Here is a 13,838-nt window from a genome sequence, read left to right as displayed (position 1 = left end):
TTAAAGATTCAGTAATATGTATGGATTTCGAAAGACAGTGGAGCGATTCACTGTCTTTCTTTATGATATACTATGTGGTAAAATTTTGAAAATTCGAAGCAGAAAGGGAGTTTCACAAATATGGAAACGAGATCCAAATGGACTATAGAAGAGTTGAAAAAATACCAGTTTGCAACATTATTTAAAATGCATAAAGCCTATGTATGTTTTGTTTCGATTCTTGATATATTGCTTCTGATAGTTGCAGCGGCTTCATTTCATTATGGGTTTAACATATTGGCGATTGAATCAGTTGTATTTGCCATTTTGCTGCCATTAGGTATTTACATTATCACGATATTCAGAGTGAAAAGAAATTACAGTTCCAGTAAATTCCTGCAAAACACGGTTACAACGTTTAAGTTTGATGAAGACCGGTTTGAAGCCATTACCGATAGAGGAAGTTCTGTTATTGCATATGCTGACCTCTATAGGATACTTGAAACAAAAACCAATTTCTATTTTTTTATGAGTAATAATCAGGCATTAACCGTGATCAAGGAAAACTGTTCACCTGAACTTATTTCATTTTTACATGGATTGACATTAAAAAAATAACTATGAATTTACGCTTTATACCTATTTCAGATCTTAAAGATGCCAATGTTTCCATCTTTTCACAGTACAAGGAAAATCAGCTCGTACATTACAATGAACCTGATCTCGGACTTTTCATAGCAGAGAGTCCCAAGGTCATATTCAGGGCTCTGGATGCAGGCTATGAACCCATTTCTTTACTGGTGGAGGATAAGACCATAGAGAGCAGGGAGGCTTCAGAGCTTTGGGAGAAGCTTCGGAAGATGCCTGATAATAACGGTGATACACCTGTTTATGTCGGAGACATGAAGCTTTTGTCCCAGATAACAGGTTTCAAACTTACAAGAGGCGTGCTCTGCGCCATGAAAAGAAAGAAGCTCCCCGATGCAAGGGAGTTCTGTAAGGATTTCTGCCGTATAGCGGTGCTTGAGAATGTTGTGAACCCCACAAACGTGGGAGCTATCTTCCGTTCAGCAGCAGCTCTAAATATAGATGCGGTTCTTCTGACATCAGGCTGCAGTGATCCTTTGTACAGGCGTGCTGCAAGAGTCAGCATGGGAACTGTATTTCAGATTCCGTGGACTTATATCTCCTCAGAGGGACATGACCATAATGAAACGCCATTCTGGCCTGAGAGAGGAATGGGACTGCTTAAGTCTATGGGATTTAAAACTGTGGCTATGGCACTTCGTGACCGGTCCGTAAGCATTGACCACCCCGAACTGATGAAGGAGCCAAAGCTTGCCATCATTCTCGGCACAGAGGGGGAAGGCCTCATGGACGAGACAATAACGACCTGTGACTATGTGGTAAAGATCCCTATGTCCCATGGGGTAGATTCTCTTAATGTTGCCGCCGCCAGCGCAGTGGTGTTCTGGCAGCTTGGATTAAAAAGGAGTTAAATATGGATTTTAGAGGAAAGAAAATTGATGATCTCATCGTTAATCTGGAATTTGCAGATGGAACTTCTGCGGATTATGGTGTACATAAGTATTTCTGTTTCGAAGGAAAGGAGTACTTTGCCATGCTTCCTTTGATCGGGAAGAACCAGCTTGATCACACAAAAAAGTGTGTACTGTATGAGGTTCAGGAGGATGCTGAAAAGAATCCTGTCGTCGTATATATCGAGAACGATGGCGAATATGAAAGAGCAGCAAACTACTATTCCACATTAGCTTAATTCAAGGACTGAGATCCTGTTTAGAAATCATAGGCTGAAATCAAGAAGAAAAGGTATTGGCAAAAAATAAACGACCGTTTACAATTAGAGATGTAAACGGTCGTTTATTTTTGAGAAGATTATATGAAGACAACAAAAGAAGATATTATATTAACATCATTGAGATTGTTCGCTGAGAGAGGTTTTGAAGCGGTTTCTACAAGTATGATAGCGCAGGAGCTTGGGATCACGAAGGGAGCATTATACCGTCATTATGAGAACAAGCAGGCTATATTTGATGCCATAATTGTCAAAATGTTTGAACTGGATGCGAAGCAGGCGGAAACCAGCGGTGTACCTGTAAAAGAGTACAGTGATGATGCGGAAGCATATAAGGAAACCGGGTTTAGAGATCTCTGTGAATTTGTAAATGAGCAGTACAGCTTCTGGACAGAGAATGAGTTTGCGAAGCTCTTCAGAAGGATGATAACGATAGAACAGTTCAAGTCTCCCGAGATGAATAAGCTGTACCAGGATGTTATCGCTATAGGTCCTGTGAAATATACGAAGGATCTTTTCGGGGAAATGATCGTAAACGGTCAGTTAAATGCTGATGCCGCCGGTCTTGGTGCATGGAACCTTGCAGTGCAGTTTTTTGCGCCTCTCCAGCTTTCCATCCAGTTGTTTGATGGCGGGGCGGACAGTGAAGAAACAAGAGAGAACCTGAAAAAGGTGACAAGGGAGTTTGAAAGGAAATATATAAAACAGGTGTGTTCACAATGATAAACAGGAGGAAAAAGTAATGGGTACAGGTGATTTTACCATACGACCGGAAGAGAAAAAAGATTACAGAGCAGTTGAAAATCTGATTAGAGAAGCATTCTGGAATGTGTATCGTCCGGGATGCAGTGAGCATTATGTGATGCATGTTCTGAGAGATGATCCTATGTTTGTTCCGGAGCTTGATTTTGTCATGGAGCAGGATGGAAAGCTCATAGGACAGAATGCTTTCGTGAAAGCTTATATTTTGGCTGACGACGGCAGAAAGATAGATGTTCTTGCCATGGGACCTATAGGGATCACGCCGGAACTTAAGCGTAAGGGATATGGAAAGGCCATACTTGACTATACGCTGGAAAAGGCGGCAGCCGCAGGATTCGGCGCCGTTCTTTTTGAAGGAAACATTGATTTCTATAGTCATAGCGGGTTCACATATGCAAGTGAATTCGGAATCAGGTATCATGATCTCCCGGAGGATGCGGATTCGTCCTTCTTCCTCTGTAAAGAGCTGATACCCGGGTATCTAGACGGAGTTACAGGTGTGTATCAGACTCCTCAGGGATACTATGTGAAGGACGAAGAGGTGGAGGAATTTGACAGGCAATTTCCGCCGAAGGAGAAGCTGAAGCTGCCGGGTCAGTTATTTGGATAATGAAAAAAATCAAGGATAAGCGGATATAGGCAGATTTTACAGCTAAAACTTTAACTTCAACAGAAAAAGCAGATGCTTTACGCATCTGCCTTTTCTGTCGAGAAGATATCCTGAAGAAATCAGTAAACTGATTTTATTATGGTGTAAGTCCTGCCAAAGCATCCTGGAACTGAGCTATTCCATCACCGGCCATCATCATGGTCGGATTTGCCTGTAATCCGTAAATGATGAATGTAAGGTTCTGAGCATTGGCCGCGAACGGGATGTTAAGAATGCCGTTTGCTGTACAGGTAACCTGGATGGTAGTTCCGTCACTCAGTGCTACTGTGTAGGTCTGTCCTTCAACTACATTTGCTGTTACAGGAACGTCAACGCTTCCGGTTGCTGAATTAACAAATGCATTCTTGAAATCTACTACACCGCAAGCCATCATATTCTCTGTTGAAAGAAGCTGTGCTCCTGCAGCTGAGAAGTTGTTGATAGCAGAAAGGTTGTCGATCGGTGTAAGTACTTCAGATAGTGGCGCTTCAAGACCCTGACCTCCGAAATCTACAGAATTTACGGTTAACGCAGCAGGTATCTCGTTCATTACCGGAGCACTTCTGTCAGAAGTTGTCGGACGTCCGCCGTCGTCATCATGATCAGAATTCACTGAGACATCGACATAAACACCGCCCATCCGTGTCGCTATAGGCGAAAGTTCGATATTCATACCGGAGGTAACTGTAAGTGTCCATGAACCGTCGCTGTTCTTTGTAGCACTGACATATTTACTATACTTATCAGGAATGCTGAATGAAGAAATCTCATAGCCGGATTTAGGGGTTACGGTGACTGTTGAAGATTCTCTTACCACCTTCAGGCTCTCCTGTTCTGGTACGTACGATTTACCTAACCATCTGGCATCATTATATTTTGTAAAACCATCATTACTATAATCTGTTGTTAAACCATCGCCCGCAGATACAGTTACTGAGAAATACTCTGTTCCTTCACCGCCGTCTTCAACAATAATACCTCCATAGTTATATACAGTACCATTATTGTGCCCTACTTTTCCACCTGAATAGTTTTCAACGATACCATTATTCATGGTAACAAAGCCACCTTCGTAATTAATTACTATGGCATTCTGGTCAGATCCATCTTGAACGAAGTCACCATTATTGTACACAGTACCTGTGTTATTTTTGATGATAGCCGTTGTTTCTTCCTGAGGTGTCTCCGGAATGGCTAAAAGATCCGAATATTCATTAACACCATTAAATTGAACAAAACCACTATTTACGTTGATGGTACCATGATTATACATTACTCCACCGCTCTCTTCAGTCGTTTCGTTAATTGCCTGAATTTGTTCTGAGTCTGATTGTTCATTCTTAGTTGCTTCTGCTGAATTTGTGCCGATAGTGCCATGATTGCTTTGTACTGTTCCGTGTTCTACGTTGGACGTTATATCACCATTATTTGTTCCAACTGTTCCATTATTTGTGGTTATATCGCCATTGTTGGTAGTAATCGTACTGTTATTTGTTCCTATTTCTGCGTTATTTGTTGCAATAGAAGCTTCATTACGATCGTAATCAGTGTTATTTTCTCCTTCTATTTGCTCCGAGTTAACCTTTTCATTTGGTTCATCTGCAAACGCCGTCACACTGCACATCGATACCGCAACACTTAAACTTAATATAGCCGCCGCTGTTTTGAAAAATCGTCGTCTCATTAGCCCTCTCTTCCTGACATGATTTATGTCATATTTCAGATCGCGAGCACTTCACAGATATAGGCATCCTTTCCTGATATCTTCACGAATGATCAAATGCTCTTTAACATGGGACTAATATATATATATATATATCACAATACTGTCACAGAACGTATGGTCATAATAAAAGAGGAGCAGATACCATGCTATATAGATTCAACCTATAGGCAACGATAAGATTTAAGCGTTATGTATACCCCCTCTCTTTGCGCTATCATCATTACATCAGATAAAAAAACCGAAGACAAAAACAAAAATAAGTTTTTTCGAAGGATGATAGTCCCAAGGAGAGACATTGGCAAAGGGAGGATATGAGATATGAGCAAGTACAGATTTGAAACACTTCAGTTACATGTAGGACAGGAACAGCCGGATCCTGCGACAGATGCGAGAGCGGTTCCTATCTATCAGACAACATCTTATGTTTTCAGAAACAGTCAGCACGCAGCAGACAGATTCGGGCTTGCGGATGCGGGCAATATCTATGGCAGACTTACAAACTCCACACAGGACGTTCTGGAGAAGAGACTTGCGGCACTTGAAGGCGGAAGCGCAGCACTTGCGGTAGCATCCGGTGCAGCAGCCATCAGCTATACCATACAGGCTCTTGCTGCTAACGGTGGGCATATAGTTGCACAGAAGACCATCTACGGCGGCAGCTACAATCTTCTCGCACATACACTTCCTCAGTATGGAATCAGCACCACATTCGTAGATGCACACAACCTTTCCGAGGTTGAGGCTGCCATAAAGGATGAGACCAGAGCCATCTATCTCGAGACTCTCGGAAATCCGAACAGTGACATTCCTGATATCGATGCCATCGCTGAAATCGCTCACAGGCATGGACTTCCACTGGTGATCGACAACACCTTCGGAACACCATATCTTATCAGACCTATCGAGCACGGTGCAGATATCGTGGTTCATTCAGCAACCAAGTTCATCGGCGGTCATGGAACCACTCTCGGCGGAATCATCGTAGAAGCCGGAAAGTTCGACTGGAAGGCAAGCGGAAAGTATCCGAATATCGCAGCTCCTAACCCGAGCTATCACGGCATATCTTTCTATGATGCAGTTGGTGCGGCAGCATTTGTTACATACGTGAGAGCCATCCTTTTGAGAGATACAGGCGCCACCATATCTCCGTTCAATGCCTTCCTCCTGCTTCAGGGAGTGGAGACACTGTCCCTGAGACTGGACAGACACGCAGAGAATACAGCTAAGGTCGTAGAGTTCCTGAAGAACCATCCTAAGGTGCAGAAGGTGAACCATCCATCACTTCCGGAGCATCCGGATCATGAGCTCTACAAAAAATATTTCCCTAATGGCGGCGCCTCTATCTTTACATTTGAGATAAAGGGCGGTAAGGAAGCAGCATGGAAGTTCATCGACAATCTGGAGATTTTCTCTCTTCTTGCCAATGTTGCCGACGTAAAGAGCCTGGTTATCCATCCGGCATCTACGACCCATTCACAGCTTTCCGATGAGGAGCTCGAGGATCAGGGAATCACTCAGAGTACCATCAGACTTTCCATAGGAACCGAGCATGTTGATGACATCATAGCAGATCTCGAAAAGGGATTTGCAGCTATTTAAAAAACATGAGTCCTGTGAAGAAGCCCGAAGGGGAACTTGCCATGAACCTTTGGTCCCACGGGATTTTGCCGGAGCTGGTCTGACATCATACAGGATGTGAGACCGGATCCATGAAACTAATATTGATATAAGTTATCTTCCTGAAAAAACATATCTCAAAAAAGAAAAAGCGGTTCTGCATCATGTCAGTGCAGGACTGTTTTTTCGGTTTAAAATATCTTTCAGAATAGTTTCAGTTTCAGAAGCTAAAGTCTGCATCATTAAAAACCAATGCGGAAGGAGATTACCAATGCGTAGAAAAACTGTTCAGATTGCAGCATATGCCATGGCCTCAGCAATTACTATAAGTACATTAAGCGGATGCGGCACTGTAGATATACCAACAGCAACGACTGCCGAAGCTTCCAATGAGGCAGACAGTCAGGAGGCTCAAAAAGAAACAGAAACTTCGGATGAAACAAAAAAAGAAGAAAAAAGCGAAGACTCAATTCCTGAAGGAAACCAGCTTCAGGGAAACTGGGTATATGAGGTGACAGAGAGTCAGTCAGGCGGCCCCGGTAGTCATGGCGGCCCGGGTGGACAGGGAGGGCCCGGAGATTCGGGAAATCAGGGCGAAGGTCCCGGCGGTTCAGGTGCTCCCGGTCAGATGCAGGGTGATGGTTCTTCAAAAGAAGCCCATGGTGATTCAAATGGCGCTGCTCCGTCAGAAAAGCCTGATATGGACGGCCAGGGAAAGCCTGATGGCATGAAAGCACCGGATTCCGAAAGAGGAAATGCTCCCGGCGGTATGGGCGGCCCCGGCGGGCAGTCAGCTTCCGGTGAAGCAACAGCTACACTCCTTTGGGGAAATGGAAACGAGACCAGCAGCAATGTCACCATGTTCCCGGCAGAACTTGGGGGATATAAGGTTACAACACTCGGTAACGGAGCTCAGAATATCACATCCAACAATAAAAACGATGATGTTTATGTCCTGATTCCGGAAGGTGTGACAACTATTTCCTCCCGTATGATCTATGACTACAACACTACAAAGGGATGGAGTATTCCATCTACAGTAACCTCCATCGATTCTCAGGCATTCCTGTCATGCGCCGGAACCTTCTATGGTGAAAGCGATTCAGCGGCAGAAACATTTGCAGAAGGTGACAGTACAAGAGATTTCGTTTCCTACACAGAAGATAATTCACAGGAATTCACTGTAAAGGCAGGAGAGAACGGATATATAGATCCTAACGGTACATACCATCTTCCAAGCGGTATGCTGGACGGAAAGCATAAGATAACCTTTAACATAGTTGCGGACTATCAGTATAAGATCAAGTCTCTCGTTGTAGACGGACAGGAAGTTGCTGATGCAGCGGGACAGAACGAGTACGATCTTCAGTATACATTCACAACAGATTCAAGCTCAATCGAGGTAACATTTGAGGAGGATCCTGATGATTCAAGAGATCCAAGCGAATTCAGCGGAACCTTTGACTATGATGCTCCGGAGATTGAGTCAGCAGCAGTGACCGAAGACATTGACCTCACAGACGAGACTCTTTATGAGTACGCATCCGTTAACACAGGTGCAACAGCAAAGTACACAAACTCCATGGGTGTTTCAACAGGAGAGTACTATGCTGCAAATGGCAAGCTTTACAAGATGGTCTATTCATCTCAGGAGACTGATGAGCCAGAGTACTATTCAAAGGCTGAGGTCATCAATGGAGTTTATGAAGCTGAGGGGCTTGTTTACGGTAAGGACTATGACGAGATAAGACTCTATAACTACTGTGAGAATGTTGATTCGGGACCTGCCCAGGGTCTGGTGACACTTTACTGCACCTATCTTTATAAGGAGATAGATGTCGATGATGTCACTGAAAGCAAAATAGGAAATGACAGCATTAATACCGCCTCCGTATTTGTTCAGGAGGGCGGTGACCTGACTCTTGATAATTTTGTTTCAGTTGACAATACCTCCAGCAAGGGACCAAGTGAGGCCGGCAATTTCTTCGGACTTGGTTCAGCCATTCACGTGGACGGCGGTGATAATACCACATCTACAAAGAATACCTTCCTTTTCGGGGCTGCAAGTCTCGTACTGAATCAGCCGAACATACTCGGAAGGGTAAACTCAATTTATTCTCTGGCAAACGGTGTGCTTACAATCAACGGCGGAAACATTTTCTCCTGTTGTTCAGGCGGTCATGGTCCCTATGCATCCTGCGGAGGACAGATCTACATCAACACCGAGGGTACAAATATCGTAGGTGAAGACGGTTCCATCAATGTTGACCTTGATACTCTTGAGGCTACAGAGAGACCCGGTGATATCGCTACCATGCAACGCGGTGATGATGATAAGATGGAAGGTGTTTTTGAGGAACATGCCTCTGAAGTAACTGCCATCGTTACAGGTGACGAGTCAGGAACCGCACTTGCTACAGATACAGGTGGAGGAGTTATCGTTGCAAACCGGGTATCTACAAAGACCTATGGACTTCGCTGTGCAGGTGTTTACTCCATCGGTTCAAACGAGAGCTGGGTATACTGTTATAACTCTACACTTAAGTCATATCTTGATGCCGGACTCTGTTCTGCATCCGGCGGATATATATTTGCCGATAACTGTGATATCTCAGGTGTAATGGGTCTTAAGACACGAGGCGGCAGTGGCTCAGGACAGACAGAGGAGACAGGTATTCATGTTTCAAACAGCCGCGTTCAGGTTGAGTATGACGACGAAGAGATGCAGAAGGTATATGACGTTGCAAGTCCTGAGGACTGGGATGATTCTATCCTTGATAAGATAAAGGACCTGGGAGCAACAGCCATCGATATGCTTAACATCTTCCTTGATAAGGCTAACAACCCGTCCTTCATAGAGGATTCCCTTAACTGGTGGTTCAAGGATAAGTCAAAGACTCCGGGTTATTCAGGCGGTAACAAGTTCGCTGTAATTTATGTAGAGAACTCTTCAACACCTATTACCATAGAAGCATCACTTCTTAAGAACAAGAATTACGAGGATTACGGTGACGCATCAAAGCTTTCTTTTGATGAGACACCTGCAGATAACCTGATAGTATCTGTTGAAGGAGCCGGCGCTGCAGACATTACCTTCACCGATGAGAATTCAAGTACCAAGTGGGATAAGACAGGTGCAGAAAATGAGACCTGTGAGCTTACAGGAGATTTCTTCATCGGTGCATATTCCAACAATGAGGGTGGCACACCTGATATCGGAACAGGTGCAAATTCCCTTAAGGCTACATTCGTTAATTCCGAATGGGAAGGTACTGTGCTTTACGGTGATGACGAAAAGACAGGTTCAGCAACACTTATCTTTGATAAGGATTCAAGCTGGAAGGTTACAGAGGATACTGTAGTCGACACCATTGAGGCTGAGGATGTCAATGCAATCACCGCGGACAAGAAGGTGACCATCACCTTTACAAATTCCGACAGCATCAAGGAAGGCACATATGGAAATGTGACTTTCGTGAAGGCATAAATTTATATTTTCATTATAGAAAAGCCATCGCTTTTAGGATTAATATAAAATTCTTTGAGGGATGGCTTTATTGTTAAGATTTTGAATTTTTATTTTTGTTCAGCGATAAATTCTTTACGATTAAGTAATATGTATCGGTTTCGAAAGGCAGTGGAGATGGTCTTTTAATTATATGATGAGATTGTAAGATTTAGATATCGTGTGGTGCGGCAATTTGCGAACTCACCAATTGTCATTTAGTCTTTGAGTATCATCTTGACATGTTTTCCGATGATTTCCTCTATGCTGCTGACAGTTACAAAGCAGTTGTAATTTGAAAGGATCTCTCTAAGCTGGCGGAGCTCATATCTGCTTATAACTACATAGAGCGCTTTGTTTTCTCCGCCAATGTATCCTTCGGTGTTCCACACCGTGCAGGTACGGCCAAGTTCAGCATATATCCTGTTTTTTATAGCATCCACGTCATCATGAGTGAATATAAGACAGCCGCGTTCGGCATCGAAGCCTTCTTCTACCTTCGTCATGACAACTGAGACCAGCACATAGGTGAGTATGGAATAAAGCCCTCTGTTCCATCCGTAGATAAAGCCTATTATCATGTACAGAACGATATTGAAAAACAGCACCTGACGACCGATGGGTAGATGAAGCTTCGGACTCAGGATAGAAGCAACGATTTCCGTTCCGTCAAGGCATCCTCCATATCGAAGTATGATTCCCACACCGACTCCTAAAATAAGACCTCCGAAAGTGACTGCCAGAAGATGATCCTGAGTGATGGCAGGAGTCGTTTCGAAAAAACCGACTGCCACGGCAAATACAGTCATGGCATAAATGGCACGCACAACAAAAACCGTACCTCTTTTCTTCCAGCCCAGCAGTAAAAACGGAGCATTGAGAAGCCAGGTCAGGATACTGAGTTTGAAGCCTGTGAAATTCGCTGTTATCATTGAAACGCCGACTATGCCGCCGTCGAAGATCCTGTTGGGAGCAAGGAAATCTTCAATGGAAAAAGCTGCTATGATGGAACCTATGGTCAGCATTATGAAGCAATAGATATCATATAAGTGTGGTTTGTTTTTGAATTTATTTCTCGGCATCTATGGTACTCCCCTCTGTTAAATATCAGGTTCAATCGGTATGATTTTTCGATTTGACCTGATTAAAGTATAATCGTATATAGCAATTTTAGAAAGATACATACACATGCCTATTCTGCCTTACGGGCTTATGATATGAGGAAATCCGATGTTTGAACATATTTATTTTATAAAACAGGTATATACACCGCCTGTGTCATCTGCAAACTACAGAAATATATTTCCCTTCGAGCTGAATGAAGGAGATGCGAGTGATTTTTACGACAATATCGAAGACTCGTATTACAGGTTCCTGAATAACGGCAGCTTCTATCTTAACGGAAAGGTCAGGATGGTTCCTTACTATCCTGCATCAAAAGAGGTTGAGGATAAGCTTCTTTACATAGAGTCATTTTCCATTTTTTCAGTGCTTGAGCATTATTATACAGAGAGAAGGAATCTGAATTCCTACCTCCTTATGTACACGGTCAGAGGAAAAGGAAAGCTTCAGTACAAGGGAAAGGCCTATACTCTTGAAAAGGGAGAAGGCTTCCTTATTGACTGCAATATACCACACAGATATGAGACCGTTGGAAAGGAATGGGTGCATTGGGATCTGCATTTCAACGGTGGTATGGCAGGACTTTTATACAGCGAATACGCAAATCTGAATAAGGTAAAGTTTATTCCCTCCTCCGAAACCGAGTTCATGAGGAGTATGGAGAACCTTATAAGCAGCTATGAAACCTTCAGCAGATGCAGGGATCTTCTTATATCATATAAACTGGAAGGTATCATCATGTCCCTGATAGTAAATGCAGAAGAGTTTGAGAATGGCGATAATGATCTTCCCGAGGACATGAAGTACCTTATCTGCTACATGAATAACAATTATATGCATTTGCTGAGTCTTGACCAGCTGGCGGAATTTGTAGGCATCAGCAAGTTTCAGCTGATACGTGTTTTCCGAAAGTATATGGGTGTCACGCCTCAGGAGTACCTCATACGGCTCCGCACCAGAAAGGCAAAGGAACTGCTTGAAACAACAGACATACCTGTGAATAAAATAGGCTGCATAGTGGGAGTGGAAAATTCAAACTACTTTTATCATCTGTTCAAAAAACGCTTTGGGAAGACTCCAAAGGAATACAGGAAGGAGCACCGTAAGGAATGAAGCTCCGCAACATTGTATATCAATAGCGCAATATAATACATTTTTTCTCCTTGGATAATCCATTATAGTATCTCCATCAAGTTCCGGGACAAAAAAAGACCTGTAGAAAAGGGAGAAAGGTGGATTGTTTTGTACTACTACTTGGAGGAGAAAAGTTTAATGAAAAGGGATTTGTCCGTTGATGCAAAGATCAGCGTTCCCGAAAGGCTGAGCTATACCTGCGGAAATATCGGTAACTGTATAGGTCTTGCTATCATCAGTATGTACATGATGTACTACTATAAGGATATACTGCATATCAATGCCGGTATGATAGCAACCATCATGCTGATTTCCAGGGTGTTTGACGGTGTCACAGATATATTTATGGGATGTGTTGTAGACCGTACACATTCCAAAAAAGGAAAGGCAAGGGTGTGGCTTCTGCGAGGTGCTGTTCCTTATATACTTTCGGTCATCGGAATATTTTTCGTGCCATCAGTTGCAAGCGATATGGTTAAGTACATTTACATCTTTGTAATGTACAATCTTGCCAATGCTGTCTTCGGAACGGTTGTAAACACAGCCTACAATTCCATGAACAGCCTCATCACAAAGAATTCCTATGAAACGGGAATTCTCGGAATCTTCGGTATGGTGGGTGCCATGGTGGGAACAAATCTTGTGGGATCATATGCACTTAAGATCATCGATATGTTCGGTTCCGGTGAAAGAGCATGGCATTTGGGAATTACACTTATCGGTATGATAGGTCTTTTGTTCCTGCTTATCTGTTATTCAGGAGTTCGTGAACGTGTTACAGAGACTCAGGAGCAGATGGAGAATCCGCTTCCGGTAAAGGTCATCGTAAAAAATCTTCTTAAAAATAAATACTGGCTCATGGTCGGCCTTTCTTATGTGCTCATCATGTTTTTCAACGGCATATATTCAACTTCCCTTCTTTACTACTGTAAGGGCGTTCTGGGAAGCACAGATTATATGACTTCCATCATGAATATGACTGCCATGCCACAGATCGTGGCAACTATATCAGCTGCATTTTTTGTAAAAAAATTCGGTAAGGGCAACACCTTCAGAATAGGTAATGTGATCCTTATAGCGGGGTTCCTGATCCGTGCCCTGGCGGGTCCAAGACCTGATGTTCAGATCTTCTGCGGACTTCTTTATGGTGTAGGATATGGTCTTGCAACATCCGAGATACTCGGTATGCTTGCGGATACAGTTGAATACGGACTCTGGAAGACAAATGTGAGAATCGTAGGAAGTGCTTTTGCAGTAATGTCATTTGCGGCTAAGATAGGAAACGGACTGGGAAGTTCCGTTGTTGGCTGGCTCATCGAGTGGAGCGGGTACAATGCTGACACACTGGTTCAGAGCAGAACCGCGGTTTTATCCATAACTGCCTGCTCGGTATATATCCCCCTTGTCATGACAGTGGTAATGCTGTTCATCATGTTCTTCTACAATCTTGATAAGAACTTCGCGCAGATAATTCTCGATAACAAGAAGCGTGAAGAAAATCGTAGTGTGGAAGGCTGAATAGAGTGAA

The 13,838-nt window shown here is 43.3% G+C and carries 11 protein-coding genes; 9 read left to right on the top strand and 2 right to left on the bottom strand.

Features of this window, described 5'->3' with window-relative positions; translation table 11 throughout:
* Positions 1 to 120 precede the first annotated feature (120 nt).
* The 5 genes from BXO88_RS11195 to BXO88_RS11175 all read left to right on the top strand — a co-directional run bounded on the left by BXO88_RS11195 (position 121) and on the right by BXO88_RS11175 (position 3,167).
* Positions 121 to 597, top strand: a complete 477-nt coding sequence (locus BXO88_RS11195) for a YcxB family protein (protein ID WP_078037818.1) — start codon at positions 121 to 123, stop codon at positions 595 to 597.
* A 2-nt stretch (positions 598 to 599) separates the two neighbouring features.
* Positions 600 to 1,478, top strand: coding sequence for a TrmH family RNA methyltransferase (locus BXO88_RS11190; protein ID WP_078037817.1), 879 nt, complete (start codon positions 600 to 602; stop codon positions 1,476 to 1,478).
* Between the two features lie 2 nt (positions 1,479 to 1,480).
* Positions 1,481 to 1,756 (top strand): DUF1292 domain-containing protein, encoded by a 276-nt coding sequence (locus BXO88_RS11185; protein WP_078037816.1) that lies wholly within the window; start codon positions 1,481 to 1,483, stop codon positions 1,754 to 1,756.
* A gap of 123 nt (positions 1,757 to 1,879) precedes the next feature.
* The gene (locus BXO88_RS11180) at positions 1,880 to 2,518 is read left to right on the top strand and encodes a TetR/AcrR family transcriptional regulator (RefSeq protein WP_078037815.1); all 639 of its coding nucleotides are present in this window, start codon (positions 1,880 to 1,882) and stop codon (positions 2,516 to 2,518) included.
* A gap of 19 nt (positions 2,519 to 2,537) precedes the next feature.
* On the top strand, positions 2,538 to 3,167 hold the full coding sequence (locus BXO88_RS11175; RefSeq protein ID WP_078037814.1) for a GNAT family N-acetyltransferase: 630 nt from the start codon (positions 2,538 to 2,540) through the stop codon (positions 3,165 to 3,167).
* A 136-nt stretch (positions 3,168 to 3,303) separates the two neighbouring features.
* On the opposite strand, the gene BXO88_RS11170 is transcribed toward BXO88_RS11175, so the two are convergent.
* Entirely contained in the window at positions 3,304 to 4,890 is a 1,587-nt protein-coding gene (locus tag BXO88_RS11170) for a hypothetical protein (RefSeq protein ID WP_078037813.1), read from the bottom strand.
* Positions 4,891 to 5,250: 360 nt separating this feature from the next.
* Between BXO88_RS11170 and BXO88_RS11165 the strand changes: the two genes are divergently transcribed.
* Together BXO88_RS11165 and BXO88_RS11160 are read left to right on the top strand one after the other, a co-directional pair.
* A complete protein-coding gene (locus BXO88_RS11165) occupies positions 5,251 to 6,531 on the top strand; it encodes an O-acetylhomoserine aminocarboxypropyltransferase/cysteine synthase family protein (protein WP_078037812.1) in 1,281 nt (426 codons plus the stop codon).
* A gap of 289 nt (positions 6,532 to 6,820) precedes the next feature.
* Positions 6,821 to 10,036, top strand: coding sequence for a hypothetical protein (locus BXO88_RS11160; protein ID WP_078037811.1), 3,216 nt, complete (start codon positions 6,821 to 6,823; stop codon positions 10,034 to 10,036).
* A 236-nt stretch (positions 10,037 to 10,272) separates the two neighbouring features.
* On the opposite strand, the gene BXO88_RS11155 is transcribed toward BXO88_RS11160, so the two are convergent.
* Positions 10,273 to 11,136, bottom strand: a complete 864-nt coding sequence (locus BXO88_RS11155) for a YitT family protein (protein ID WP_078037810.1) — start codon at positions 11,134 to 11,136, stop codon at positions 10,273 to 10,275.
* A 148-nt stretch (positions 11,137 to 11,284) separates the two neighbouring features.
* Here BXO88_RS11155 and BXO88_RS11150 point away from each other — a divergent pair, with 148 nt between their 5' ends.
* Together BXO88_RS11150 and BXO88_RS11145 are read left to right on the top strand one after the other, a co-directional pair.
* A complete protein-coding gene (locus tag BXO88_RS11150; protein ID WP_078037809.1) occupies positions 11,285 to 12,289 on the top strand; it encodes an AraC family transcriptional regulator in 1,005 nt (334 codons plus the stop codon).
* 159 nt (positions 12,290 to 12,448) lie between these two features.
* On the top strand, positions 12,449 to 13,828 hold the full coding sequence (locus BXO88_RS11145) for an MFS transporter (RefSeq protein WP_078037808.1): 1,380 nt from the start codon (positions 12,449 to 12,451) through the stop codon (positions 13,826 to 13,828).
* The last annotated feature ends 10 nt before the right edge of the window (positions 13,829 to 13,838 follow it).

This window comes from Oribacterium sp. C9, assembly GCF_002007235.1.
Classification (GTDB): domain Bacteria; phylum Bacillota; class Clostridia; order Lachnospirales; family Lachnospiraceae; genus Oribacterium.
This window is presented reverse-complemented; position numbering and strand designations above follow the sequence as displayed.

Excerpts from the sequence above, each read along its gene's own strand:
- BXO88_RS11165 (WP_078037812.1), top strand. The coding sequence starts at position 5,251 with ATGAGCAAGTACAGATTTGAAACACTTCAGTTACATGTAGGACAGGAA.
- BXO88_RS11155 (WP_078037810.1), bottom strand. The coding sequence starts at position 11,136 with ATGCCGAGAAATAAATTCAAAAACAAACCACACTTATATGATATCTAT.
- BXO88_RS11175 (WP_078037814.1), top strand. The coding sequence starts at position 2,538 with ATGGGTACAGGTGATTTTACCATACGACCGGAAGAGAAAAAAGATTAC.
- BXO88_RS11150 (WP_078037809.1), top strand. The coding sequence starts at position 11,285 with ATGTTTGAACATATTTATTTTATAAAACAGGTATATACACCGCCTGTG.
- BXO88_RS11190 (WP_078037817.1), top strand. The coding sequence starts at position 600 with ATGAATTTACGCTTTATACCTATTTCAGATCTTAAAGATGCCAATGTT.
- BXO88_RS11170 (WP_078037813.1), bottom strand. The coding sequence starts at position 4,890 with ATGAGACGACGATTTTTCAAAACAGCGGCGGCTATATTAAGTTTAAGT.
- BXO88_RS11185 (WP_078037816.1), top strand. The coding sequence starts at position 1,481 with ATGGATTTTAGAGGAAAGAAAATTGATGATCTCATCGTTAATCTGGAA.
- BXO88_RS11195 (WP_078037818.1), top strand. The coding sequence starts at position 121 with ATGGAAACGAGATCCAAATGGACTATAGAAGAGTTGAAAAAATACCAG.
- BXO88_RS11160 (WP_078037811.1), top strand. The coding sequence starts at position 6,821 with ATGCGTAGAAAAACTGTTCAGATTGCAGCATATGCCATGGCCTCAGCA.
- BXO88_RS11180 (WP_078037815.1), top strand. The coding sequence starts at position 1,880 with ATGAAGACAACAAAAGAAGATATTATATTAACATCATTGAGATTGTTC.
- BXO88_RS11145 (WP_078037808.1), top strand. The coding sequence starts at position 12,449 with ATGAAAAGGGATTTGTCCGTTGATGCAAAGATCAGCGTTCCCGAAAGG.